Annotated in this window: 23 protein-coding genes; 6 read left to right on the top strand and 17 right to left on the bottom strand. The window is 64.4% G+C overall.

Features of this window, described 5'->3' with window-relative positions:
- Window positions 1-51 precede the first annotated feature (51 nt).
- The 8 genes from ACFPPB_RS08440 to ppsA form a co-directional block, all read right to left on the bottom strand.
- Window positions 52-558, bottom strand: a complete 507-nt coding sequence (locus ACFPPB_RS08440; protein WP_377326271.1) for a hydrogenase maturation protease — start codon at window positions 556-558, stop codon at window positions 52-54.
- A complete protein-coding gene (locus ACFPPB_RS08435; RefSeq protein ID WP_377326270.1) occupies window positions 555-1,844 on the bottom strand; it encodes a Ni/Fe hydrogenase subunit alpha in 1,290 nt (429 codons plus the stop codon). The genes ACFPPB_RS08440 and ACFPPB_RS08435 overlap by 4 nt, the downstream gene beginning before the upstream one ends.
- On the bottom strand, window positions 1,834-2,610 hold the full coding sequence (locus ACFPPB_RS08430) for an NADH-quinone oxidoreductase subunit B family protein (protein WP_377326268.1): 777 nt from the start codon (window positions 2,608-2,610) through the stop codon (window positions 1,834-1,836). The genes ACFPPB_RS08435 and ACFPPB_RS08430 overlap by 11 nt, the downstream gene beginning before the upstream one ends.
- A 1-nt stretch (window position 2,611) precedes the next feature.
- Window positions 2,612-3,451, bottom strand: coding sequence for an FAD/NAD(P)-binding protein (locus ACFPPB_RS08425; protein ID WP_377326266.1), 840 nt, complete (start codon window positions 3,449-3,451; stop codon window positions 2,612-2,614).
- Between the two features lies 1 nt (window position 3,452).
- Window positions 3,453-3,911, bottom strand: coding sequence for a cyclic nucleotide-binding domain-containing protein (locus tag ACFPPB_RS08420; protein ID WP_377326264.1), 459 nt, complete (start codon window positions 3,909-3,911; stop codon window positions 3,453-3,455).
- The gene (locus ACFPPB_RS08415; RefSeq protein WP_377326262.1) at window positions 3,898-5,058 is read right to left on the bottom strand and encodes a 4Fe-4S dicluster domain-containing protein; all 1,161 of its coding nucleotides are present in this window, start codon (window positions 5,056-5,058) and stop codon (window positions 3,898-3,900) included. The genes ACFPPB_RS08420 and ACFPPB_RS08415 overlap by 14 nt, the downstream gene beginning before the upstream one ends.
- Before the next feature lie 85 nt (window positions 5,059-5,143).
- Complete coding sequence (locus ACFPPB_RS08410; RefSeq protein ID WP_377326260.1) at window positions 5,144-5,407, bottom strand: STAS/SEC14 domain-containing protein; 264 nt, start codon at window positions 5,405-5,407, stop codon at window positions 5,144-5,146.
- A 58-nt stretch (window positions 5,408-5,465) separates the two neighbouring features.
- The gene (gene ppsA / locus ACFPPB_RS08405; RefSeq protein WP_377326258.1) at window positions 5,466-7,880 is read right to left on the bottom strand and encodes a phosphoenolpyruvate synthase; all 2,415 of its coding nucleotides are present in this window, start codon (window positions 7,878-7,880) and stop codon (window positions 5,466-5,468) included.
- Between the two features lie 407 nt (window positions 7,881-8,287).
- Between ppsA and ACFPPB_RS08400 the strand changes: the two genes are divergently transcribed.
- Window positions 8,288-8,704 carry a universal stress protein gene (locus tag ACFPPB_RS08400; protein WP_377326256.1) on the top strand — a complete coding sequence of 139 codons (417 nt, stop codon included), beginning with the start codon at window positions 8,288-8,290 and terminating at the stop codon, window positions 8,702-8,704.
- Between the two features lie 125 nt (window positions 8,705-8,829).
- On the opposite strand, the gene ACFPPB_RS08395 is transcribed toward ACFPPB_RS08400, so the two are convergent.
- A complete protein-coding gene (locus tag ACFPPB_RS08395) occupies window positions 8,830-9,741 on the bottom strand; it encodes a ribose-phosphate diphosphokinase (protein ID WP_377326254.1) in 912 nt (303 codons plus the stop codon).
- Window positions 9,738-11,282, bottom strand: coding sequence for a thymidine phosphorylase family protein (locus tag ACFPPB_RS08390; protein ID WP_377326252.1), 1,545 nt, complete (start codon window positions 11,280-11,282; stop codon window positions 9,738-9,740). The genes ACFPPB_RS08395 and ACFPPB_RS08390 overlap by 4 nt, the downstream gene beginning before the upstream one ends.
- Window positions 11,283-11,736: 454 nt before the next feature.
- Here ACFPPB_RS08390 and ACFPPB_RS08385 point away from each other — a divergent pair, with 454 nt between their 5' ends.
- Together ACFPPB_RS08385 and ACFPPB_RS08380 are read left to right on the top strand one after the other, a co-directional pair.
- Window positions 11,737-12,411 carry a nitroreductase family protein gene (locus tag ACFPPB_RS08385; protein ID WP_377326250.1) on the top strand — a complete coding sequence of 225 codons (675 nt, stop codon included), beginning with the start codon at window positions 11,737-11,739 and terminating at the stop codon, window positions 12,409-12,411.
- Window positions 12,412-12,450: 39 nt separating this feature from the next.
- Window positions 12,451-12,870 (top strand): DUF3775 domain-containing protein, encoded by a 420-nt coding sequence (locus ACFPPB_RS08380; RefSeq protein WP_377326249.1) that lies wholly within the window; start codon window positions 12,451-12,453, stop codon window positions 12,868-12,870.
- Between the two features lie 150 nt (window positions 12,871-13,020).
- Here the strand turns inward: ACFPPB_RS08380 and ACFPPB_RS08375 are convergent, their stop codons facing one another.
- The 6 genes from ACFPPB_RS08375 to ACFPPB_RS08350 all read right to left on the bottom strand — a co-directional run bounded on the left by ACFPPB_RS08375 (window position 13,021) and on the right by ACFPPB_RS08350 (window position 18,668).
- On the bottom strand, window positions 13,021-13,614 hold the full coding sequence (locus tag ACFPPB_RS08375) for a hypothetical protein (protein ID WP_377326247.1): 594 nt from the start codon (window positions 13,612-13,614) through the stop codon (window positions 13,021-13,023).
- Between the two features lie 177 nt (window positions 13,615-13,791).
- Window positions 13,792-14,991, bottom strand: coding sequence for an erythromycin esterase family protein (locus tag ACFPPB_RS08370; RefSeq protein WP_377326308.1), 1,200 nt, complete (start codon window positions 14,989-14,991; stop codon window positions 13,792-13,794).
- Window positions 14,992-15,191: 200 nt separating this feature from the next.
- Window positions 15,192-15,635 (bottom strand): Hsp20/alpha crystallin family protein, encoded by a 444-nt coding sequence (locus tag ACFPPB_RS08365; RefSeq protein WP_377326245.1) that lies wholly within the window; start codon window positions 15,633-15,635, stop codon window positions 15,192-15,194.
- Window positions 15,636-15,721: 86 nt separating this feature from the next.
- Window positions 15,722-17,119, bottom strand: coding sequence for an alpha/beta family hydrolase (locus ACFPPB_RS08360; RefSeq protein WP_377326243.1), 1,398 nt, complete (start codon window positions 17,117-17,119; stop codon window positions 15,722-15,724).
- Window positions 17,120-17,159: 40 nt separating this feature from the next.
- Window positions 17,160-17,747 carry an OmpA family protein gene (locus tag ACFPPB_RS08355; protein WP_377326241.1) on the bottom strand — a complete coding sequence of 196 codons (588 nt, stop codon included), beginning with the start codon at window positions 17,745-17,747 and terminating at the stop codon, window positions 17,160-17,162.
- Window positions 17,748-18,014: 267 nt separating this feature from the next.
- Window positions 18,015-18,668, bottom strand: coding sequence for a BON domain-containing protein (locus tag ACFPPB_RS08350; RefSeq protein ID WP_377326239.1), 654 nt, complete (start codon window positions 18,666-18,668; stop codon window positions 18,015-18,017).
- 286 nt (window positions 18,669-18,954) lie between these two features.
- Here ACFPPB_RS08350 and ACFPPB_RS08345 point away from each other — a divergent pair, with 286 nt between their 5' ends.
- Window positions 18,955-19,632, top strand: coding sequence for a host attachment protein (locus ACFPPB_RS08345; RefSeq protein WP_377326237.1), 678 nt, complete (start codon window positions 18,955-18,957; stop codon window positions 19,630-19,632).
- 22 nt (window positions 19,633-19,654) lie between these two features.
- Here the strand turns inward: ACFPPB_RS08345 and ACFPPB_RS08340 are convergent, their stop codons facing one another.
- Entirely contained in the window at window positions 19,655-20,725 is a 1,071-nt protein-coding gene (locus ACFPPB_RS08340) for a zinc-dependent alcohol dehydrogenase family protein (protein ID WP_377326235.1), read from the bottom strand.
- Window positions 20,726-20,883: 158 nt separating this feature from the next.
- On the opposite strand from ACFPPB_RS08340, the gene ACFPPB_RS08335 reads away from it, so the two are divergent.
- Both ACFPPB_RS08335 and ACFPPB_RS08330 read left to right on the top strand, forming a co-directional pair.
- Entirely contained in the window at window positions 20,884-21,621 is a 738-nt protein-coding gene (locus ACFPPB_RS08335; RefSeq protein ID WP_377326233.1) for a response regulator, read from the top strand.
- An 8-nt stretch (window positions 21,622-21,629) separates the two neighbouring features.
- Entirely contained in the window at window positions 21,630-23,663 is a 2,034-nt protein-coding gene (locus tag ACFPPB_RS08330; RefSeq protein WP_377326231.1) for a PAS domain S-box protein, read from the top strand.
- Window positions 23,664-23,668: the final 5 nt, after the last annotated feature.

Genomic DNA, 23,668 nt, shown 5'->3' with positions numbered 1-23,668 from the left:
AAAGCCTCCTCTGAATGCCGCAAAGCCATCCGTACAACTCCGTCGTCGAACCTAGGAACCCGCCGGGCCTCGCCTCAACCGCTCGACGTCGGCCACGACCCGGTCCGCCACTTCCTCGACCACACGCATGACGGGAGGACTCAACCCTACCCCGTCGTCGAAACGCATGCCCTCGACCGCGTAGACCACCATCGCCGGCGGCGCGGTTCCCAGCGTGCGGGCCAGCTCGATCGCCTCGGCCAGGCCCAGGGCATGGCTGGAGGCGAAGGACACATCGTGCGGCACGGTTTCGGCGACCGCATCGATGCGGCGGATCCGGCCAGGCATGCCCGTCGGCGCAGTCGCATCCACGCAGACCAGCGCGTCGACGCCGGCACAGTCGTCGATCAAGGCGAGCATGTCGCCGCGGCGGGCCAGCGTGCCGACGTCCGCCGGCAACCGGCCTGCGAGGCGCTCGAGCACGGCGGCACCGATGCCGTCGTCGCCGCGGTCCGGGTTGCCGATACCGACCACCAACACCTTGCACGCCACGATGCCATCGAGGTCCGGCGCATTCATGTCCGTTGCACCGCAAGCTTGAGGAAATGGGCGGAGCAGGAAATGCATGGGTCGTAGTTGCGGATGCTCTGTTCGCAGCGGTCGCGTATCACCTCGTCGGACTGGTCCAGCACCGAGGCGGCCACGGCCGCCAGGTCCGCCTCGATGCTGGGCTGGTTCTGCGACGTCGGCGGCACGATGCGCGCGGTGCGGATGCTGCCATCCGCTTCGAAATCGTAGCGGTGCCAGCAGATGCCGCGGGGCGCCTCGGTGCAGCCGAAGCCGGTACTGGCGCGCGGCTCCACCGGCACCGCCGCGAGGGCCGGCGGCTCGTAGTCGGCCATCAATCGCAGCGCTTCCTCGCAGGCATAGACGATCTCTAGCGCGCGCACCACGATGCTGCGAAATGGGTTGCGGCAGACCGGCCCGAGTCCCGCCTCGCGCGCAAGCTGCTGCACCGACGCTGGCAGCCGGTCGAAATTCAGCGCATAACGCGCCAGCGGCCCGACCAGATAGGCGCCGCGCCGCTTCAGCAGCGAATGCAGCGCGGTGGAACGGGCGACGTGGCGTTCCTCGAATTCGGTCTCGTAATCGGCAATGGCGATATCGATGTCGCGACTCGAAACGATCCGGCCCTCGTTGAACGGATATTCGCCGGGATGACGCAGCGCCACGAATTCGTAGTCCCGCTCGAACTCCGGAAACGGAAAGGTCGCCACCCAGCGCAGCAGGCTTACGGCGAGATCGCGGGCGCGCTTCAGGCTCTCGCCGACCGGGGCCAGCTCGGCGCGACTGGGTACGCGATAGAAGCCGCCGGGCCTGACATTGACCGGATGGATCTCGCGCCCGCCCAGCAGTGCCATCAGCTCGTTGCCGGTCTTCTTCAGCGCCAGGCCGGCGCGGACGATGTCGCCATGCTCGCGCGCCATCTGGATGCCGTCGGGGAAGCCGAGGAAGTCCGGCGCGTGCAGCATCACCACGTGCAGCGCGTGGCTCTCGATCCATTCGCCGCAATAGATCAGCCGGCGCAATGCCCGCAGCTGGCCGCCGACCTCGACGCCGAAGGCGTTCTCGATCGCGTGCACCGCGCTCATCTGGTAGGCGATCGGGCAGATGCCGCAGATCCGGGCGACGATGTCCGGCGTTTCGGCATAGCCGCGACCGCGCAAAAATGCCTCGAAGAAGCGCGGCGGCTCGAAGATGCGCAGCTGTGCCGAGGCAATCCGGCCATCGACGATGTTCAGGTCGAGCGCGCCCTCCCCCTCGACGCGGGTCAGGTAGTCGACGCGGATGGTCTTAGTCGCCATGCGCCTCACTCTCCTTGCGGAACGGTTCCGTCGCCGCGTTGAAGGTGCGCAGGGCACGCTGGATGTCGCGCGGCCGGGCGCCCAGCGCCTGCCACTCGCGCGCCAGCGCCGGCATGTTTGGTGTCTCCATTGGCCCGTAGCAGCCGTAGCAGCCGCGCCGGTAGGCCGGACAGATCGCGCCGCAGCCGGCATGGGTCACCGGACCGAGGCACGGTATGCCCTGCACCATCACGCATACCGTGCCGCGCCGCTTGCATTCGATGCAGACGCTGTGCGCGGCGACCGCCGGCTTGCGCCCGGCGAGGAATGCCGAGATCACTTCCAGCAACTGCGTCTTGTTGATCGGGCAGCCGCGCAGCTCGAAGTCCACCGGCACGTGCGCGGAAATCGGTGTCGACGTGGCCAGCGTCCGGATGTATTGCGGCGAGGCATACACCGCGGCCACGAAGTCGTCGACGTCGGCGAAATTGCGCAGCGCCTGGACGCCGCCGGCGGTGGCGCAGGCGCCGATCGTGACCAGGTGGCGCGACTGTCGGCGCACCTCGCGGATGCGTTCGGCATCGTGCGCCGTGGTGATCGATCCTTCCACCAGCGACAAGTCGTACGGACCGGCCCCGATGGCGCTGGACGCCTCGGGAAAATTGGCGATCTCGATCACTTCGGCGAGCGCGAGCAGCTCGTCCTCGCAGTCCAGCAGCGAGAGCTGGCAGCCATCGCAGGAAGCGAATTTCCAGACCGCAAGCCGGGGCCGCCTCGATCCGTCCATCTCAGGCCTCCCGCACCGCGAAAATGCCGGCGATGCGATCGAAGCGCATCACCGGCCCATCCTTGCACACGAAACCCGGGCCGAACTGGCAGTGGCCGCAGAGGCCGATGGCGCACTTCATGTTGCGCTCCATCGACACGTGAATGCGCTGCGCGGACACACCGGCTTGGCGCAGCGCGCCCACGGTGAAGCGCATCATCACCTCCGGTCCGCAGACCATGGCGACGGTTTCGCGGGGATCGAACGCTACCCGGGGAATCAGAGCCGGGACCACGCCGACGTTGCCGCGCCAGTCCGCGTCGGCGTGGTCGACGGTCACCTCGACGTCCACGTCCAGCCGCTGGCGCCAGTGCTCCAGCTCGTGCCGATAGAGCAGCTCCGCGGGATGGCGGCTGCCGAACAGGACGACGACACGGCCGTAGCGCTGGCGATGGGCAAGAACGTGGTAGATCGCCGGGCGTAACGGCGCCAGGCCGAGCCCGCCGGCCACGAATACGATGTCGGCGCCCTCCGCGGCGGCCATCGGCCAGTTCGTTCCGAACGGACCGCGCAACCCGATCGCCGCCCCCTTTTCGAGTCTGGTGATCGCGGCGCTGACCGCACCGACCTCGCGGACCGTGTGCACGAAGGCTTCCTGCTCTCGACGATCGCCGCTGATGCTGATCGCCGCCTCGCCGACGCCGAACGCGTAGAGCATGTTGAACTGCCCGGGTTCGAACGGCGGGCGCGGGCCTGCCGGCGGCACCAGTTCCAGCGTCACCGTGTCGGGCAGTTCGCGATGGACCCGCGCGACGCGGTAAACCTGCGGCACGAACCCGTCGGAGGAAACCGCCACGTCCACGTCAGTGTTTCCCGTACACATCGAGGATCTGCAGCTGGGTGGCGTGCATGCGCTCGACGAAGACCGGCAGGAAACGCTTCATCATCTCGTAGCCGAGATGGTGGTCCGCCTCGCACTTGCCGCGCAGGCAGGCGGCGTCGATGCCCAGTGCCCGGGTCAGCTCCACCGCGCGCGCGTCGAACATCCATCGGTACGGCGGCACCAGCCAGGACTCGCCGACGATCTCGCCCACGCCCAGGGTGGCGAATACGATCGGCGCCTGCCAGGGTGCGACGATTTCGAGGGCGACCTTGCCGTGACGTATCAGGAAAAACTCGTCCGCGGCCTCACCTTCGCGGTACAAGTACTCGCCGGTCTCGAAGCGGCGGTTGCGGGCGCATCCGGCGACCAGCTCCACGTGCTCGGCGGCGAAGCCGGCGAAGAAAGGATGCTCTTTCAGGATCGGTTCAAGGCTGTTCACCCGGCTTCTCCTTCTTTGCGTGGGGCGCCGCCCGGATCGCCGCCGCTTCCTCGGTGAGGTCGATCCCTACCGGACACCAGGTGATGCAGCGGCCGCAACCGACGCAGCCGGAGGTACCGAACTGGTCGATCCAGTGGGCGAGCTTGTGGGTCATCCACTGCCGGTAGCGCGAGCGGGTCGTGTGGCGCACGCTGCCGCCGTGGAGGTAGGAGAAATCCATGGTGAAACAAGAGTCCCAGCTGCGCACCCGTTCGGCGGAAGCACCGCTCAGATCGCTGTGATCCTCCACCGTCGTGCAGAAACAGGTCGGGCATACCATCGTGCAGTTGCCGCAGGAGAGGCAGCGCTCGGCGACTTCGTCCCAACGCGGATGCTCGAGATTCTCTTGCAGCAATTCCTTGATGCCTTCGGTTTCCAGATGACGCCCCATCTGGCCCGCCGTACGGGCGACGACGGCTTCCGCGGCGGCAAGCTGGGTGTCGTCCGCGTCGCGCCGCGGCAGCGGCCCGAGCACCTCGGCGCCGGCCGCGCTGCCCACTTCGACCAGCAGGTCCTGGCCGCCATCGTGCGACAGCTCGGTCAGCGCCAGGTCGAAACCCGACTCCGTTTTCGGCCCGGTCTGCATGGACACGCAGAAACAGGTTCCGCCGGCCTGCCCGCAGTTGACCGCGACGATGAAGGCGCCGCGGCGGCGCGACTGGTAGGTCGGATCCGGATAATCTCCCTCGCAGAAGACCCGGTCCTGGATGGCCATGGCATGCAGTTCGCAGGCGCGCACGCCGATGAAGGCGAATCGGGGCGGTGCCTCGTCGCGGAGCGAGATGGCGAACCCGTCGCCCTCCTTGTGCGCCGTCCACAGCGTTTCGACCGGCGGATGCAGGAAACGCTTCCACGAATGCGGCCCCACGGCAAAGCCGAACAACGCATCGTCCCCGCGGCGCTGCAGGCGATAGCGCCCCGCCTCCTGCTCGTCGGTCCAGCCGACCGGCAGATCGGCGACACCCGCGATCCGGTCGTAGACGATCGCGCCGTCGCGTACCGTCGGCCCCATCACCTGGTATCGGCGGGCCGCGAGCGCGTCGATCAGCTCCTGCAGAGCCGCCCGTGAAATCACCACCTTCGAACCTTTCGCCAGGGCTTGCTCCATCAGCTTCACTCCGCCGAGTTCGGTCGCCGACCGCTGCGTTCGTGCGCGGCCGGACCTGTTGCGATTCGCCGTTTCATCGCCGGCGCTACCGGGCGCTGGTCCACTCGCACGCCTGGGTCATCTCCTGCCGGCGATGCTGCATGCCTGTCTTGATGTCGTCCCGGACTGCACCCGGATCGATGCCTTCGAAGCCGTCGTCGATCCGGTGATAGACACGGACCTTGTCGTGCGCCTCCAGCGCCTGATCGACGCGCGGGCCGAGTACGGATTCATACTCGCGCGCCGTGACGTGACCTTTGCAGGCGAAGCCGACCGTGTTGCCGGGAAAGCCTTGAAGATGCTCTATCATAGGGCTGCTCCCTGGAATGGTGCGATGCCCGTTCCAGCCGGGCATGGCATGCCGGAATTCACGCGCGCACCGCGCCTGCAACGGTCGCGGCGGCTTGTTCGGCTGCGGCTACATGGCGCTTGACCGTGATGAAACTGTCGGGGCTTACCGATACGGAGTCGATCCCGCATGTGACCAAAAACTCCGCGAACGCCGGGTGATCGCTGGGCGCCTGCCCGCACAATCCGACCTTGGCCCCGGCGGCATGCGCTTCGTCGATGACGCGCCGAATCATCCATTCGACGGCTTCGTCCTGCTCGTCGAACAGTTCGGCCAGCGCCTCGGAGTCGCGGTCGACGCCCAGAGTGAGCTGGGTCAGGTCATTGCTGCCGATGGAAAACCCGTCGAACCGCCGGGCGAATGCCTTGGCCAGGATCACGTTCGACGGGATCTCGCACATGACATAGACCTGCAACTCGTCCTGGCCCCGCTTGAGCCCGTTCGCCTCCATCACGTCCAGCACGCGGTCCGCTTCTCTGGGCGAGCGGCAGAACGGGATCATGACGATCACGTTCTTGAATCCCAGCTGCTGACGCAACAGCCGGATGGCGCGGCATTCGAGGGCGAAGCCCTCGCGGTAGCGCGGCGAGTAGTAGCGCGAGGCGCCGCGGAAGCCGAGCATCGGGTTCGCCTCCTGCGGCTCGAATTCGGCGCCACCGATGAGGTTGGCGTATTCGTTGGTCTTGAAGTCGCTCATGCGCACGATCACCGGGGCCGGATGATGCGCGGCGGCGATCCTGGCCAGGGCGCGCGCGAGCCGCTCGACGAAATACGCCGTCTTGTCCGCGTAACCCGCGGTCAGTTCCGCAATCCGCCGCCTGGCGTCCTGGTCCTCCAGCGTGTCATAGCGGACCAGCGCCATGGGATGGATCTTGATGTCGTTGTTGATGACGAACTCCATGCGCGCCAGCCCGACACCGTCGGCCGGCAGGCGCCACCAGCGGAATGCCGCAGCCGGGTTGGCCAGGTTGAGCATCACCCGGGTACGCGTCCTGGCGATGCCGTGCAGGTCGATGTCCTCGACGTCGTAGTCGGCCACGCCTTCGTAGACGAACCCCTCGTCGCCCTCCGCGCAGGACACCGTTACCGTCTGCCCGTCGTGCAGCACCTGCGTGGCGTCGCCGGTGCCGACGATGGCGGGCAATCCCAGTTCGCGGCTGACGATGGCGGCGTGTGAGGTACGCCCGCCGTGATCGGTCACGATCGCCGCCGCCCGCTTCATGACCGGTACCCAGTCCGGATCGGTGGTGCCGGTGACCAGGACCGCGCCGTCGACGAAGCGGGCGATGTCGCGCGCGCGCTCCAGTACGCAGACGCGTCCCGCCACCACGGCATCGCCGACACTGAGGCCGGCCGCAAGCTTGCGGCCCTTGCGCTTGATCCGATAGGTCTTCAGCGCGCCCGCTTCGCGTCGCGACTGCACCGTTTCCGGACGCGCCTGCACGATGAACAGCTCGCCGCTGCGGCCATCCCTGGCCCATTCCATGTCCATCGGTCGGCCGTAGTGGTCTTCGATCACGCAAGCCCACCGTGCCAGCTGCAATATTTCCGGTTCGTCCAGAACGAAGGCGGCGCGCTCCGCCTTGGAGGTCGGAACGTTCCTGGTCGGTTGATCGCCGTCTTCCGCGTAGATCAACTTCTGCGCCTTCCCCCCGCGTTTCATCTCGATGATCGGCGACAGCGAGGGGACGGCCAGGAATGGCTTGAACACCTCGTACTCGTCCGGGTCGACGGCACCTTGCACGACATTCTCGCCAAGCCCCCACGCCGCGTTGATCAGCACCACCCGGTCGAAGCCGGTCTCGGTATCGATCGAGAACATCACGCCAGCGCCGCCGAGGTCGGACCGCACCATGTTCTGGATGCCGATCGACAAGGCCACCTTCAGGTGGTCGAACCCCTGGGTCTGGCGGTAACTGATGGCCCGGTCCGTGAAGAGCGACGCGTAGCAGCGACGGCAGGCATCGAGCAAGGCGCGCTCGCCGCGGACGTTGAGGTAGGTCTCCTGTTGCCCGGCAAAACTGGCGTTGGGCAAATCCTCGGCGGTCGCGCTCGAGCGGACTGCCACATCGGCATCAATCCTGCCCGCGCGCCGGCACAGTTCGCGGTAGTTCGAGGTGATCGCCCCGGCGGCCTCTTTCGACCATTCGCCGCGCAGAAAAGCGTGGCGAATGATGTCGCCGGTCTCGGCGAGCGTCGCCTTGCCGCCGTCCATGTCGGCGAGTGCCGAAGTGATGGTTTCCTCCAGTCCGTTGCCATCGATGAAGCGCCAATAAGCCGCCGCGGTCGTCGCGAACCCGAAGGGTACGCGCACGCCCACGCTGCCCAGATGGCTCACCATTTCGCCAAGCGAGGCGTTCTTTCCGCCCACTCTTGGCACATCGTGTTGCCCCAGCTCTTCGAACCAGACCACCAGCGGCATATCAGCGGCCATACCACCCTCCCGGGTGCCGATCGTTCCCGTTGCCCTGTCGTGTGCGGCGTGCCCGCCGTCCTGACCGGACCTCGACAGTGTCGTGTGCCACCACTTCACAAGATCCGGCCTTGGCGGAAGTCGCGCGTCCTCGATGACGGGACGATCGGATCTGCCTTGTCACATCGATGGTCTTCATTCTGACCCCTGGCCCGTGATGCGTCTTGATCCTGATCAATTCGGCATTCCGCGCCTCATGCCCGGTTTGCGGCGTGGGCGTGGCCACCAGCGGGTTATCGGGGCGGCACCAGTGCTGCCGGGCGATCGGAAGTACTCTGTATCCCGGCCAAACATCCTCGCGATCGCGTTCGCGCGCTCGCCGACCGATCACCGGCATATCCCATCCGGGCCATCTCGAGGAGCCATCCGTGTTCAAACACATTCTCTTGCCCACCGATGGGTCCGAGTCATCGGAGTCGGCGATAAGAACGGGCGTTCATCTCGCCAAGGCGATCGGCGCCAGAGTCACCGGGTTGACGGTCATCCCCAGGCGTCATCGATCCGACGAGGAAGAGCTGGAGAGCGAGCCCGGCGTGCCAACCGGCGTCGAGGGACGTCTTCTTTTCGTCAAGCGCGTTGCCAATGGCAACAGCGTCGACTGCGACGCGATGTTGACGCGCGGCGACTCGCCGTCCGAAGAAATCATCCGGGTCGCCGAGGAGCTGGATTGCGATCTGATCGTCATGGCCTCGCATCGCCGGAAAGGCCTGGAAGGGCTGCTCATCGGCAGCGAGACACGAGCAGTCCTGGCCCACGGCCGTCTTCCGGTGCTGGTCTGCCGATAGAGCCGACGGACCAACAGAACCCGACGGGAGCAAGCGATGCCTTTCGACGGGCTCCTTTGCCCCGGCGAACGGCATGAACCGGTGATGTTCCGGCAGTCCATGGCTGCTGCAGGCGAACTTTCCTGTTATGCCGACGCCGCGGCTTCAGCCGGGCGAGCCACGCTCAGGCCGACCATCGCTTCGGCGACCGGCTTGCTGATATCGATCTGCGATGCCGTGGTGACGATGCTGTTGCTGGTGGCGATCAGCCCGGCTCCCTCGGCCCGCATATTGTCCAGCACTCCCTCGGTGAACACCCCATGCAATGCCACGCAGACGGGTGGCCTGGATGTTCGCCCCTGCAGACAGCGCAGCGTCTGGATCATGGTCGCGCCGCTGGCGATGATGTCGTCGACCAGGACAGGCGTGTGGTCCCGCCATTTGTCTATTTCCGGCAGGAATACCGCCACGTCGCGATCGCCGTGGCGTTCCTTGCGTGCAACCACGCCCGGTGCGCACAGCAGGTTCGACACGGCGGTGACCCACTGCGCGCTTTCGCTGTCCGGCCCGACGATCAGCGGCATGGTCACATGGGCGTCGATCCACACGGCCAGCTGAGACGCCGCGTGCACGATGCATGCAGCGTTCGGATACACCTCGGCAAGCGTCGTGTGGCGATGCAGATGCGGGTCCACCGTGACCAGCCAGTCGAAGGTGTGGCCCAGCCAATCGCCGAAGATCTTGGCGGAAAGGGCCTCACCCGGGTTGAACCGCATGTCCTGGCGCATATAGGCCAGATAAGGCGCGACCAGGCCGACGCGCGCCGCACCCAGTTCGCGTGCCGTCGCTGCAGCCATCATCAGCGGCAGCACCTTGGGATCGGGACGATCCAGCGTGCATACGATCACGGCGTCGCCACCTCGCGGCGGCGCCATCTGGATCAGCGTTTCGCCATCGGGGAAATGGTGCAGCAACAGCTCCTGGCGTTGATAGCCGGTATGAAGCGACAGCAATTCGGCAAAAGCCTCGTTGCCGGGCATGGCATAGAGCGCGTTCATGCAGATACCTCGACGGAAACGATGCCGGCATGGCGGGATACGTATTCCATGGCGTAAGCCAGCTCCCCGGGACTTTGCGCGTGGAGCGTGAAAAGAGGCTGCCCCGCCGCCACCGTCTCACCGAGGTGGACGTCTAGCGTCAGCCCCGCCAGCGGCGCGGCGGGCGCACCGGCCAGCTTGGCGATCCGGGACAGCCTGCGGTTGTCGATCGCGATCACGCACCCCGGCTGCGCCGCCGGAACGGCTTGCCGATAAGCGGCCTTCCCCGGCGTGCGCATGCCTCCCTGTGCGACGCAGATGGACTGGAAGCGCCGCCACGCCCTGCCCGTCTCCAGGCAGGTTGTCGCCATCGCCAGCGACGAGTCCGCGCTTGCGACACCGCCCAGCTCCAGTACCGCAGCGGCGACAGTCAGTGCGTGCGCGCGCAGATCCGCCGGCGCCTGAACTTCGTTGCGCAGTACGGCCAGTACGTCGTGCGCTTCCAGAGCCGGTCCGATGCCGCGTCCCACCGGCTGGGTACCGTCGCTGATCAGAATGCGCAGCCGCAAGCCGAAAGCGCCGGCGACCTGATGCATCAACGCGGCCAGCGCCACCGCTTCCGCCTGGGCGCGCACCTTGGCGGTCGGTCCCACCGGTACATCGATCACCACGTGGGTGGAACCCGCGGCTATTTTCTTCGACAGCACCGACGCTACCATCTGTCCGGCGCTATCGATGTCCAGTGCGCGCTCGATGCGGATCAGCGTGTCATCGGCCGGAGCCAGGTTCATGGCGCCGCCCCACGCGATGCAGCCGCCACACGTTTCCACCACGCGGCGCAACTGGGCTTCGTTCAGATCGACCGGCGCCAGCATCGCCATGGTATCGGCGGTACCTGCCGCCGAAGTAATCGCCCGCGAAGACGTCTTGGGCATCGTCAGCCCCAGCTCCGTGGCGATCGCCACGACGATGGGTGTCGTGCGGTTGCCGGCGAGGCCGCCGATGCAGTGTTTATCGACTACCAGTGGCTGCGCCCAATGCAGCTGCGTGCCGGTCTGCACCATGGCTTTCGTCAGCGCGATGACTTCCTCGACACTCAGGCGATCGCCGCCGGCGGCGGTGATGAACGCGGCCATTTCGATAGTGGAATAACGGTGTTCGACGATATCCCGGACGATGCCGTGCAAGGTGGACTCGTCCAGTTTCTTGCCGTAAATCTTCGCCCGCACCGAAGCCAGCGAGTCCACGCTGGGCGGATGGGCGATGATCACGCGCTCATCGGCGCCAGGCGCCAAGGAAAGCCATGCCGACTCGGACAGTCCCGCTTCGTCCACGCCCAGCAATCCGTCCTGCACGATGTTCAGTGTGGCCAGCACCCGCTGCATCCCCACGCGCAGCTCGAGGCGCGAATGCGCGCCGAACCCCTCGCTGCGGCAGATCGGCGAATCCTTGTTGAGGTAGACGACATACTCATGCCCGGTATCGATGCCGAGCCGGCGCAGGTGGCCGGCTTCAAGGCGCGGTCTGGGGAACGTCTCGAACTCTGTTGCGTGAGCGGACATGATGGGTCAGGCCGGCATGAGTGGTATTCAGGAGATTGTTTACGCCCATCCGGATCGGTCGCTTTGACCTCCATCAATTCGATGCGAAAAGCGGTGTGGTCGAGCCCGACGCGTCATCGACGGCGACGCCGCCCGAACAAGCCTCCGCGCACCGCCGGAATTGTGGGAGCGACTTCAGTCGCGATCGGCCGCAGCCGCCGTCTTTGCAGCCGGCACCCAACGCTGCAGCCGCTCGACGCGCAACCTGGCGCCGCGATGCTCTGCCACGCAGTCGCGACTGAAGTCGCTCCCACAAGTTGATCCACGGCAGAGGTGTCCAAAGCCGGGGATGGTTCGCCTCCTGGATTATTGATCCAGGTCAACGAGCACGGCCATTCAGCGTAGTAAACGTCTGTCCTGATTGCCGCACAGGGGCGGCCGCCGGACGGTACGGCAAAGAGCCGGGGCGCGGGTTATGACGCTTGAGCAAAAGACCGAAAAAAGTACAGCAATCGCCTGCATGGAAGTCGCCGTTCCCAAGCCGGCAACGCCGGCATCGCAGGCCATCGTACTGCCGCCGGTTCGCACGCATGGCGGACTGCTACTGATCGATGCCCTGCGGCTACGGCATTCGACACGTGAATACGACAGCCGCGCACTGCCCACCAGATTGCTGTCGGAACTGCTGTGGGCCGCGTATGGAATCAATCGAATCGAGACGGGCGATCGCACAGCGCCCTATTGGCGGCATGTCATGGTCATCGACGTGTATGTGGCAATGACCGACGGCGTATGGATCTATGCCCCTGAGCGGCATGAGTTACTGCCTTATCTAGCGACGGATATTCGGGCGACAACCGGGCTGCAGGAATTTGTGGGCGAGGCTCCCGTGGAGCTCATCTACGTTGCGCACGGCGATCGCATGCGTGACGTTGTCGCCGAAGACCGGCGATTGTTCGCATCGGTCGACGCCGCTTTCATCGGGCAGAACGTCTACCTGTTCTGCGCGTCCGAAGGTCTTGGCACCGTGTTTCGTGGCGCGTTTGACCAGAAAAAGCTCACGGACGCCCTGAAACTGGACGACCAACGGTTTGTCACTTTCGTCCAGACGGTCGGCCGCCCGAAAACCCGCATAAATCCAGGTCTGTAGCGGTAGAGCCCCATGACCCGTGCTGTTGCCGAGCTACCGATGAACAAGCCCGAACAGGTGTTGTCGATACCGGTCGATACCGTCTACTTCATCATCGGCAAGCTTCGCGAATGCGGCAGCATGTTCGTCAAACCGGTACAAGATCATTGGCCGCCGGATTCCCAGGATGCCGAAGCGCTACGCAGGCAGGCAAACGAATATACCTATGCAGCCTTGCTGCAGGAGCTCCATTCGCTCATCGACGATTTGCGAGAGGATCAGCAAGTCGATCTCGTGGCGTTGACCTGGCTTGGCCGCGACCATTGCTCGGCGGCCGACTGGCCGGCTATCCGTGGCGACACAGCCGAAGCGCATCACGCGCAGACGGGCCGCTATCTGCTCGGCATGTCGATGGTGGGGAATTTCCTCGAGGTAGGTTTGTCGACACTCGGTTTCGCCGGCGAGCACACCCACGATTGAGCAAGCGTACTGGCCGCGATCGAGGCGGCGCAGGCATCGACTCTATGACGGAATGCTTCCTCATGGTCGGCGAAGCGTCCGACACTCCCATTTCCCGACGGCATACAAGTGGGCGAGCAGCTTCTTATCGCTGACGTTTCGGCGTTCTTCTCATTGATCATGCGTCTTGCGCACTTCGGCGCGCAAAGAGTCGAGCTCGTCCCGATAGCCCTGCGCGTCGCCGTAGGCGACGAAGTGCCCATAGCGCGGGTGTGCACCGAGCAATTTGCGCGCATGTTTGATGGGGCACCAATATTGCTCGGTACGCGAACCGATTTCGCGGACATAGGCAGCCACGCCATTCGCGTAGGAGCAGTAGGCGCAATTGATCTTCTCGACGAGGTTGAGATAGACCAGATGGCGGCGATCGAAGATCACATAGTCCTTGCGCTTCACCCTGGGGATGCCATAGATCGGGAAGCACACTTGCTGGTAGATCGTGGTGAACACGTCGAGCAGCGCGAACGGCACGATGAGCAGATAGATTACCGACGCCGTCAGCAGGACCAGCGGCCTCGCTCCCGCCACATAGCGCAGGAGGCTGCTCTTTATCGCGCGGTGGCGTCGCCGCACGGCCTCCTCGAACTCGATCTTGCCGTTCTCGATATGCACGCCCAGTTCCGCGCGTGCGAGCGCCATATGCATTTCCAGTTCGTCTTCGAGCAGACGGATGCGCTGCAGCAGGCTTTCGATCTTCGGATCCATGCGGATATTTCCTGGAAATCGTGCGCGCGGAGTTGTCGGGGTATGACGCCTCGTAGTGCGCAAGCCGGCCGGCCTGCTCCGGCTCCCCGAACGGATCCCGGGTAGAGCCGCCGAGAAATTTCCCCAGAAACCCGCCCCGACTGCCGGTGTGGCATCGAAGGCCTCGCGCGAAGCACATTACGCAAGATGCGCTTCAGGTCTTACGGCCGCGGCATCCAGCGGTTCGACCGCGGTGGTTTCATCCAGGTGAAACACCGCATCGAACTGCGCGGCGATCGACGCTATGAAATAGTGGCTTTCGTATTCGGTGTCCGGGCGGTACAGCACGCCGATAGCCCTCTCGAGCAGGGGCTCGCGCAACAGGCGCGCCGCGTCTCCCCGCATGGGCAGGTAAAAGCGGTCCAGCCTGGTGCGATGAAACAAGCCCTCGTAGCTGTCCCGTCTTGCCACCCGCACCTGACGGCATTCGGCCTCGCCGTCCCACTCATAGGCTGCAGTCACCGTGCCCGCATAGGTGGTGAAACCAATCAGCAAGGCCGCGTCGGCACCGGCCCTCTCGCGCACCAGTTGACCGACATTCCATTCGCCGGCACGGGACATCTCCGTGGCCCGCGCATCGCCCAGATGGGAGTTGTGCGCCCAGACCACTATGTTGCCGGCACCGCCGCGAGCGCGCAGGTGCTCCTGCAGGGCGAACAAGGTCTGCACCATATGGTCGTCGCGGACATTCCAGCTCGCCGCCCTCGATCCGAACATGGCACGGTAGTAGCTCTCGGCGCTGGCCACGACGTGGGCGTTGCGCTCGGCGAAAAAATACGCATCCGCGGCGGCCCGGCCGTCAACGGCCAGGTATTCCGGAGCAAGCGTCCACAGATCCAGCAATCGCTGCCGTACCGCCTCGCGACAATCCGGACGAAGGCCAAGCACGGCCTCATAGCCGTAGCGCTGCGGATCGCGAACATGATCGAGCGCAGCGTATTGGTCTCTGGCGATGGCCGCCTGCTTCTCGTCTACCGTCGAAAGATAGTCGACAACGGCGTTGGCCGATCGATACATGCTGTACATGTCGAGACCGTAGAAGCCGACGCGGTCCCTGACCTGGCGCGTCATGTTGATGTCGCGAAGCCGCTGGACGAAGCGCAAGACCTCTTCATTGCGCCACATCCATCGCGGGAAACGCTGGAAATCGTCGAATGCGGATCGGTCAGCCTGCTCGTTCCCCTCGCCGCGCACGAACAGGTTCAGCCGGTAGGCATCGGGCCAGTCCGCTTCGACGGCGATCGCATCGAATCCCTTCTCAACCACCAGGCGAAGCGTCAGCTCGGCGCGCATCCGGTAAAACTCCTGCGTGCCGTGCGTGGCCTCGCCCAGCAACACAAAGCTCTGCTCACCGATGCTGTCGAGCAGTGCATCGTAATCGCGCGCGTCGCCATCCAGCCGAATGGCCTCGCTGCGAATGACATCAGGCGCTGGGTGGAAAGTTTTCGGCATCGGCGTTATCGCGAAGACGGCATAATTGATACAGCCCGCGCTGCCCTCCCGCAGGAATCACCGAACTGAGGGCAGCGCGGGGACAATCAGCTGACCGTCAATTTGCGTGCGCTGCTGCTCTTCTGCTTGGGCAGTTCCAGGGTGAGCACACCACCTTCGTAGTGGGCACTGGCCTTGCCGCTATCCACCTCGTCGGGAAGACTGAAGGATCGATAGACCTGTCCGTAATAACGCTCCGTGCAGATATCGCGCTCGTCGTCCTTTTTCTTGCTTTCGCGTTTTATCTCGGCGCTGATGGCGACCTGGTTGCCATTGATCGAGACGTCGATATCGTTCTTGTCAACGCCGGGCATTTCCGCCTTGACGCGATAAGCGCCGTCGTTTTCGGAAACGTCGATGCGGACATCCGGCGCCTCCAGCTCAGACCACTGCGGACGCAGGCCGAAGCCGCGGAAAATGTCGTCGAATGGAGCGTTTTGCTCGAACCGTGACAGGGATTTGAAGGGACTCCAACGGGTAAGGTTTGCCATGAACAATTCCTCCACACAGGGATTTCAATGTCGCAGGGGTGGGCCATCGGCCTGCCAGTCCGGACAAGCTGGGTCCATCGACAAGCTTACGAGGGCGAACCGGGTCGCGGTTGACCCAGGTCACCCTGCGCAAGATTCGGAAAATTTCTCGTGGAGTCGGTGGATGTAGTGACGCCGCGGCTCCGGTTCGGCAGCCACTGCCGGAACCAGCTTATGGCGAGCTCCTCCACGCGCTCCATCGCACCCTCCTCTTTGAACAAATGCGTGGCATTCGGAACCAGCACCAGTTCGGCATGACAGGGAAGTATCGACAAGGCGGAACGGTTCAGCGCGACGACGTCACTGTCCGCACCGCCGACGATGAGCAAGGTGGGCGCCTTCACTCGCGCGAGTGCCGCGCGTCCGGCGAGATCGGGCCGGCCGCCGCGCGACACGACGGCCTTGATCACCATCGGATAACGTGCCGCAAGCACCAGAGCCGCCGCTGCTCCCGTACTGGCACCGAACAGGCCGATGGACAAAGACTGCGCATGCGGATGAGTCATCACCCACCGGACGGCGGCGTCGAGCCGTGCCGCGAGTCTGGGGATATCGAAACGCGCGGAGGTGTTCCTGGCCTCCTCTTCGCTCAGCAAATCGAACAGCAAGGTCGCCAGGCCTTTCGCATGCATGGCCTGAGCCACTCGGCGATTGCGTGGGCTGTTGCGATTGCTTCCGCTGCCATGCGTAAAGATGACCAGACCGGAGGCTCCCTTCGGCACCTGCAAGTCGCCATCGAGCAGCAACCCATCCACGGAAATCTGGATGTCCTCGGAGCCCGCAGATGCGGCCGAGCCGGAAGGAGATCGCATCAACAGGCGCACCACTTCGCTGTCGTCGACTGCCGGAAATTGCACGTAATACTGACCTACCGCGCGAAAGTGCTCGGGTGCCGACAGATAAACCAGATCATCCACCACGTCCTCCACGAATACCAGGCCGCGCGGCGATGCCACGGGCACGGCGCAAACCAGCCGCGACGGCTTGCGAGCACGTACCGCCAACAGCGCCGAACGCATCGTGGCCCCGGTCGCCAACCCGTCGTCGACGACGACCACGGTACGTCCCGCGGGATCGATGGAAGGCTGGCCAAGACCGTAGCTCTGTCTTCGGGCTCGTATGAGGGCCAACTGCTCGGCAGCTTCGCGCTTGATGTAGCGGTCATCGGCACCGGCAAGGCGTGCGTCACTGGACCACTGGGCCGTGCCGGACTCATCGATGGCGCCGATCGCGTACTCCGGGTTGCCTGGCGCGCCGATTTTCCGCACCAGCACGACATCGAGCTCGCCGTCCAGCCGATCGGCGACGATTCTGCCGATCGGTACGCCACCTCGTGGGATGGCCAGTATCAGCGGATGCTGGCCACGCAGCGAGGACAGCGCATCCGCCAACTTGTTTCCCGCGTCTATCCGGTCGCGAAAACGATCGGCTTGCCAGTGCGCCATCTTCATCAACTCCACGAGCCATGCGATCGACGGCTCTTGTTCAGGGTGCTGTCGGAGAACCCGCGAAATCGACTACCAGCGTCACCCGGCGATTCGGTTCGGCGCCGTCGCCCCACTTGCCCTTGAGCACCTGACGGTTCTCCGCCCTGCCGTAGCTGACGGTACGCACCTTGTCGGCAGCCAGTCCGCCGTTCTTCACCAGATAGTCGCGTACGGCTTCGGCGCGTGCATGCCCGAGTCGAACGTTGTAGCGCCTGCCACCTGCCGCGTCGGCAAAACCCTCCACCGTCACCACTGCCTGCGGGTAATGCGTCGAGACGATTTTGGCGAAATCATCCAGCAGCGGCTTGTCCTCGTCGCGCAGGGTCGCGTCGTTGAAAGCGAAACGCGAAATGGCGTCGACGCGGACGCGCCCGCCCATCTGGGCGATCCTGGCGTCATAGGCAGCGAAACGCTGCTGCATTTGCTGCGAAATATTGTCGATCTCCTGTTGCTGTTTCTGGTCGTTGGCGCGCAACTCGCTCACCGCCGAATCGAAATCGGCCTTTTTCACATAACCAGTACATCCGCTCAGGGCAATCAGCGCCACGCCAAGCGACGTATAAGCCATACGGCGATAGGAATACATGATGGGTTTCTCCCGGATGGAATGCATGCGCCGGCGAATACTCGACGGACCGATGACCTCGCTCCTGCGGGATTTGCCAATTTACGCAGAGAACGGCGAGGCGTGTTGATTCAAGTCAATTCGGTCGCGAAAGGCATAACCGTCCCGGTACGTATCGACTCTCGAATAGCCTGCCGCGTGGAACAACGTGGCGATGGATTCGGCAAGTGACGCCCGCGTGAAGAGGAAGGTCGCGTCGAAGCGACCTCTCTCATCACGCAAGCAGCGTCAATTGGCGACCACCAGGTTATCGACGACCTTCTGTACGCCGGGTGCGCTCCACGCCGCCCATTCGATCGTATTGCGCTCGGCCAACGAATCGACCTCGCCCGTCAAGGTCACCGTCCCCCTTTTCACGTCAACGACGATGCCCGTGGCGTCGAGGTGCGCGCGCCGGTAGAGCGCCGCCTCGATCTTGGTCTTGACGCCGCGCGGCTCGACTCTTGGGTGTATGGCAATGTTGTTGACCACGCCTTTGACGCCATACAAGTTGCGGACACTGGTTTCGGCGGCGGTCCGAATGAAAGCCCATTCGACTTCGCCGGACAGCGTCACCCATCCCTTCTCGACGACGAGCCTGACCGTGTCTTTCGGAATCGAAGCGTTCCAGTCGATGGCGTTGGCGGCCGCCTGGGCAATCTCGGTGTCGTTGCGTTGATGTGGCCCAGGCAGAATCACATCCAGTTCCACCGCCACGCTCTTGATCCCGGCGACGCGCTGTGCCACGCGTTCGGCGGCCCATTTCTGCGTGTAGCTGTCGACATGGCCCGACAAGGTGGCCACTCCGTCCGATACCTCGACGCCGATGCGGCTGGCGTCCACCGATGGCTCCCAGTCGAGTTCGTTCAGGATGTCTTTCTGAAGTTGACGATCATTTTTCATGAGTTCTTCCTCAAATTTCACGAGCGGAGGTGCAACACACCGAGGTTAGGCACGCGGAAAGGCGGCTATCGATGCTCACGGATGCTCTGATCTATTCAACGCAGGCATCGCGGTCTCTGTCTGCCAACGTGCGCCGACGCATGCGGGGAGCGGTCGCGGTTGGACTCGGCTTTGAGGAGAAGGAAGACGATCTGCACTGGCTGCGCCAGGCAGCGCCGCCAGCGGGCCTTCCGGACATCGAGCCACTTGCGTCGAATGGATCAGAGCATCCTTTGTCACTGTAGAAATGCCGCACGCCCATGTATTGATCCATGTCAACCGCGCGATACATTCCAACGAAGAATCGCGGGTGGCATGGATTTCGGCGGTTGTTGACCGGCGTCAAGATGCATGCTTTGCCATGGTCATAGAGTTCAACTGCATCGTCGCTTCAGTGAGAGCCGGGCGATGGATCAGACAAAACTTTCTGGTACCGATGCCGCCAGCTGCTTCGAGTAGCCGCGGTCGTAATGGTCACGTGGAGAACGCCAACATGTCGAAGACCTGGTTGCTGGTCGCCGATGCCGCCAAGGCACGCCTGTTCGGGATACCCAAGAAAGGCGCGGATCTGATCGAGATCGCATGCTTCACCCATCCCAATGCCCGCTCGCCGGGGCAGCATCCCGAGCACGGGCGACTGGGGCGCACCAACGAAAGCGCGAACTCGGCGCGCCATGCCGTCGAACCGCATACTTCATTGCGTGAAAAACATGCGATGCAGTTTGCCGACCTGTTGTGCAACACGATTCGGCAAGGACGCCTAGAGAAACAATACGACCATCTCGTATTGATGGCGCCGCCGCGATTTCTCGGCGTGCTGCGCGACCGCCTCGACGAGCAGGCGCTGAAGTGCATCGTGGCCGAGGTCGGCAGCGACCTGCTTGCGCTCTCCCCCACCGAGCTTCGCGCGTACCTGCCGACCTGAGCCGGCGTGCCATTGCATCCCACTATGGTTCGAGTACCGCGGCACCGCTGAAGTGTCCCGCGCGCAGATCGTCCAGAGCCTGGTTGGCCCGTTCGAGCGGATAGATGCGCGTGGTGGTCTTTATGTCGTTGCGCTCCGGTGCCGCGAAGAAGTCGTGTGCATCGGCACGCGTCAGATTGGCGACGGAAACCACCTCGCGTTCCTCCCACAGCCAGCGATAAGGGAATGAGGGGATATCGGACATATGGATGCCGCCGCATACCACCCTGCCGCCTTTCCTGACGGCACGGAGCGCCTGCGGAACCAGATCGCCTACGGGCGCGAACAGGATCGCCGCGTCCAGCGGCTCGGGCGGCGGCTCGCCGGATGAACCGGCCCATTCGGCACCGAGCGAGCGCGCAAAAGTCTGCGCGGCGATATCTCCGGCTCGCGTAAAGGCGTAGATCCTGCGCTGCTGCCGGCAGGCGATCTGGGTGACGATGTGCGCCGCCGCGCCGAAACCGTAGAGACCGATACTTTTCGCCCGCCCCGTTTTCGCCAGGCAACGCCAGCCGATCAGGCCCGCACACAGCAACGGGGCGGTGGCGACGGGATCGGCATCGTCGCGCAACGGCACGCAGTAATCCGCCCGCGCGACGATATGGCTCGCGAAACCGCCAGGGCGCGTATAGCCGGTAAACTCGGGCGTGTCGCACAGGTTTTCACGACCTTCGCGACAGTACTCGCAATGATGGCAGCTGCCGCCCAGCCAGGGCACACCTACCCGCTGCCCCAGCTTCAATCCGGCAACACCGGCGCCCAGCGCCTCGACCATGCCGACGCACTCATGCCCCGGGATCAGCGGCGTCACGATATCCGGCAGCTCGCCATCGACGACGTGCAGGTCCGTGCGGCATACGCCACAGGCCTCCACCCGCAACCGCACCTCGCCGTCGCGCGGCAACGGATCGGGCAGTGTCTGGAGCGTCAGCGGCTCGCCGATCTTGTTCAGCACCATGGCACGCATGGTCACGTCCTCGTTCCGAACGATCGCATCATCGCGCAAGCGGCGCCTGGCCGGATTGACATGGCTCAACACGCCGGCTCGAGCCATCGCTGCCTTCCCGCCATATTCGAGCGAAATCCGGTGATTTCGCATTCGGAGTCACCCGGCGGGCACCCGGGTCCGCTGCTGCAAGCCAACCGGCGCCGGGGTATGCTCCGAGTTGCATGCCCCACTTGACCGGGCACCACCGCGGATAGAGGATTCAGATGGCCGTCTCGTCCAGTCCTGTGTCATCTACGATCGAGCCGGCACATCTGCTGGTGGTCGATGACGACACCGAGATTGCCCATATCCTCAGCCGTTACTTCGGCAGCCAAGGATTTCGCGTCAGTACCGCCGGCGACGGCGTTCAGATGCGCCGCGTCCTCGACGGCGGCCCGGTCGATATCGTGATGCTCGACATCGGGCTGCCCGGTGAAGACGGCTTCAGCCTGACCCGAAGCCTTCGCGAGCACTGGCATGGTCCGGTGATCATCGTGACCGGGCGCGGCGACTCGGTGGATCGTGTCGTGGGGCTGGAGCTCGGTGCGGACGACTACATCATCAAGCCGTTCGATCTGCGCGAGTTGCTGGCCCGCGTGCGCAGCGTCCTGCGCCGGGCCGCTTCTCCTCCGAAGGCGGATACCGGGCGCTTGTCGTTCGATGGCTGCGTGCTCGATCTGCAATCGCATAGCCTGTTCGGGCCGCAAGGCGAACCCATCCCGCTGACCAGCGGCGAATTCGCCTTGCTGCGGATTTTCGTCGAGAACTCCAAGCAGGTGCTCACCCGCGACCAGCTGATGACGCATATCCACGGCCGCGACGCGGGACCGTTCGATCGCTCGATCGACGTGCAGATCGGACGCCTGCGCCGCAAGATCGAGCTCGACCCGACCCATCCGCAACGGATCAAATCGATTCGTGGCTCGGGCTATCTCTTTTCGCCGACGGTCCAGCGGATATAGGCGCCGACGTGTTCAGCAAGCAAGCCCCCGACGCGAATCTGTTCCGCGCGTTATTCGAAGCGGCACCGGACGCCATGATCGTGGTAGATCGGCGGGGCATCATCGTGCTGACCAACGCGCATGCTGAGCGGCTGTTCGGCTACGAAGCCGATGCGCTTACCGGATTGCAGGTGGAAGCGCTGCTGCCGGCGGCTCTGCGTCAGGCGCATATCGCCCATCGCGACCGATACACGTCTCATCCTCGCGAGCGCACGATGGGCGCCGGCTACGAATTGACCGGTGTACGCGCCGACGGCCAATCGTTTCCGGTCGAGATCGGGCTGAGTCCCATCGTCGCATCGCAAGGGACGCTGTACGCCGCGTCGATTCGCGATATCTCCGAAACACAGCGCGCCCGCCAGGCCCTGGAGCGCGCCCGCTTCGACACCGCCATCGCCCAGATGAGCCGGCGTCTGCTGGTGGCGACGATCAACGAAAAAGCCATCGACGAAGTTACCGAGCTAGTGGCAACCACCCTCGGCATTCGCGCGGCGGCGATCATCCTGAGCCATCCACACCACAGGAGCTTGCACGTCCTTGCGTCGACGGGTCTGCCGCAGGCGGTACTGGAGACGTTGTCGGGCGACCCCGCCATGCGCGACACGGTGCGCAACGAGACGCTGCAGGTCGGTGAGCAGCCACCCTTGCAAAATGCCGCCATCGAGTTCCTTCGCAAGATATGCCCATCCCTGAGCAGCGATTACCAGGACGCCGCCCTCGTGTCGTTGCCCGATCGGCATGGCCCCATGGGCTTGCTATTGGCACTGGCGCCCCAGAAGGACTATTTCGACCGGGACCGGCTGAATTTTCTGCAATCGGTCGGCAACATCGTGGCGGCATTCATTCAACGCGGGCGCAGCGAAGAGCAATTGGGGCACTCACAGCGCCTGGACGCGCTCGGTCAACTCACCGGCGGCATTGCCCACGATTTCAACAACCTGCTGACGGTCATTTCCGGCAACCTGCAGTTGCTGGAGGCCGACATACCCGATGATCCGTCGCCACGAAAAACCCTTGCCAGCGCATCGCGTGCGGTCGAGCGTGGCGCGGCGCTGACCCGCAAGCTGCTTACCTTCTCACGTCGCCAGCATCTGTTGCCGCGTGCCGTGCACACCGTGCAACTGCTGGCCGATCTGAGCGAGATGCTGGGGCGCACGCTGGGCGAACGCATCGCCGTGACCGCCGAGTGCACGAACGAGGTGCCTGCGGTATACGCCGACGAGGGAGAACTGGAGGCGGCATTGATCAATCTGGCGCTCAATGCGCGCGATGCGATGCCGCGCGGCGGCCGCCTTGCGATCACGGCACGCTCGTACAACGTCGCCCATGCCGAGGAAGACACCCGGCTCGCGCCTGGCTCGTATGTCGTGTTCACCGTATCGGACAAGGGCGAAGGCATCCCGCCGAATATTCTGGAGCATGTGCTGGAGCCTTTTTTCACCACGAAAGAAGCCGGCCGGGGCAGCGGGCTCGGCCTGAGCATGGTCTACGGGTTCGTGAAGCAGTCCGGCGGACATTTCAATATCGAGAGTCAGGTAGGCTTCGGCACGCGTGTCGAGCTTTTCCTGCCTGCCGCGCCTTCAGCGGCGGCGGAAGAAGCGGCGCCTTCCCCTTCGCGCCGTGGTCACGAGTCCATTCTGGTCGTGGAGGACGAACCGGAGGTAAGGCGGGTCTCCGTCGCCTTTCTGCGCACACTGGGTTACCTGCCCAGCGAAGCCGGCGATGCCGTCACGGCGCTGGAGCAGCTGAGGAAGCACCGTAACATCGACCTGCTGTTTACGGATATCGTGCTGGGCGGCGGTATGACTGGTTTTGAACTGGCGGCGAAGGCACGCGAGCGACAGCCGCACCTTCCCGTGCTTTTCACTTCCGGTTACGAATACGCATCGATGGATATCGACACCCGTGCTTTCGGTGCGTTCGAACTGTTGCGCAAACCTTATCGCCGCGAACAGCTCGGCGCCGCCGTCCGCCGTGTGCTCGATCGCGACAACAGCGCGTGACACCG

The organism is Rhodanobacter terrae, assembly GCF_042657005.1.
Taxonomy (GTDB): domain Bacteria; phylum Pseudomonadota; class Gammaproteobacteria; order Xanthomonadales; family Rhodanobacteraceae; genus Rhodanobacter; species Rhodanobacter terrae.
Note: the sequence above shows the minus strand (reverse complement) of the source record. Positions and strands in the feature narration are given on the sequence as shown.

Coding starts and splice junctions, on each gene's coding strand:
- ACFPPB_RS08440 (WP_377326271.1), bottom strand. CDS start 558: ATGAATGCGCCGGACCTCGATGGCATCGTGGCGTGCAAGGTGTTGGTG.
- ACFPPB_RS08435 (WP_377326270.1), bottom strand. CDS start 1,844: ATGGCGACTAAGACCATCCGCGTCGACTACCTGACCCGCGTCGAGGGG.
- ACFPPB_RS08430 (WP_377326268.1), bottom strand. CDS start 2,610: ATGGACGGATCGAGGCGGCCCCGGCTTGCGGTCTGGAAATTCGCTTCC.
- ACFPPB_RS08415 (WP_377326262.1), bottom strand. CDS start 5,058: ATGGAGCAAGCCCTGGCGAAAGGTTCGAAGGTGGTGATTTCACGGGCG.
- ACFPPB_RS08410 (WP_377326260.1), bottom strand. CDS start 5,407: ATGATAGAGCATCTTCAAGGCTTTCCCGGCAACACGGTCGGCTTCGCC.
- ppsA (WP_377326258.1), bottom strand. CDS start 7,880: ATGGCCGCTGATATGCCGCTGGTGGTCTGGTTCGAAGAGCTGGGGCAA.
- ACFPPB_RS08395 (WP_377326254.1), bottom strand. CDS start 9,741: ATGAACGCGCTCTATGCCATGCCCGGCAACGAGGCTTTTGCCGAATTG.
- ACFPPB_RS08390 (WP_377326252.1), bottom strand. CDS start 11,282: ATGTCCGCTCACGCAACAGAGTTCGAGACGTTCCCCAGACCGCGCCTT.
- ACFPPB_RS08385 (WP_377326250.1), top strand. CDS start 11,737: ATGACGCTTGAGCAAAAGACCGAAAAAAGTACAGCAATCGCCTGCATG.
- ACFPPB_RS08380 (WP_377326249.1), top strand. CDS start 12,451: ATGAACAAGCCCGAACAGGTGTTGTCGATACCGGTCGATACCGTCTAC.
- ACFPPB_RS08375 (WP_377326247.1), bottom strand. CDS start 13,614: ATGGATCCGAAGATCGAAAGCCTGCTGCAGCGCATCCGTCTGCTCGAA.
- ACFPPB_RS08365 (WP_377326245.1), bottom strand. CDS start 15,635: ATGGCAAACCTTACCCGTTGGAGTCCCTTCAAATCCCTGTCACGGTTC.
- ACFPPB_RS08360 (WP_377326243.1), bottom strand. CDS start 17,119: ATGGCGCACTGGCAAGCCGATCGTTTTCGCGACCGGATAGACGCGGGA.
- ACFPPB_RS08355 (WP_377326241.1), bottom strand. CDS start 17,747: ATGTATTCCTATCGCCGTATGGCTTATACGTCGCTTGGCGTGGCGCTG.
- ACFPPB_RS08350 (WP_377326239.1), bottom strand. CDS start 18,668: ATGAAAAATGATCGTCAACTTCAGAAAGACATCCTGAACGAACTCGAC.
- ACFPPB_RS08345 (WP_377326237.1), top strand. CDS start 18,955: ATGCCGCACGCCCATGTATTGATCCATGTCAACCGCGCGATACATTCC.
- ACFPPB_RS08340 (WP_377326235.1), bottom strand. CDS start 20,725: ATGGCTCGAGCCGGCGTGTTGAGCCATGTCAATCCGGCCAGGCGCCGC.
- ACFPPB_RS08335 (WP_377326233.1), top strand. CDS start 20,884: ATGGCCGTCTCGTCCAGTCCTGTGTCATCTACGATCGAGCCGGCACAT.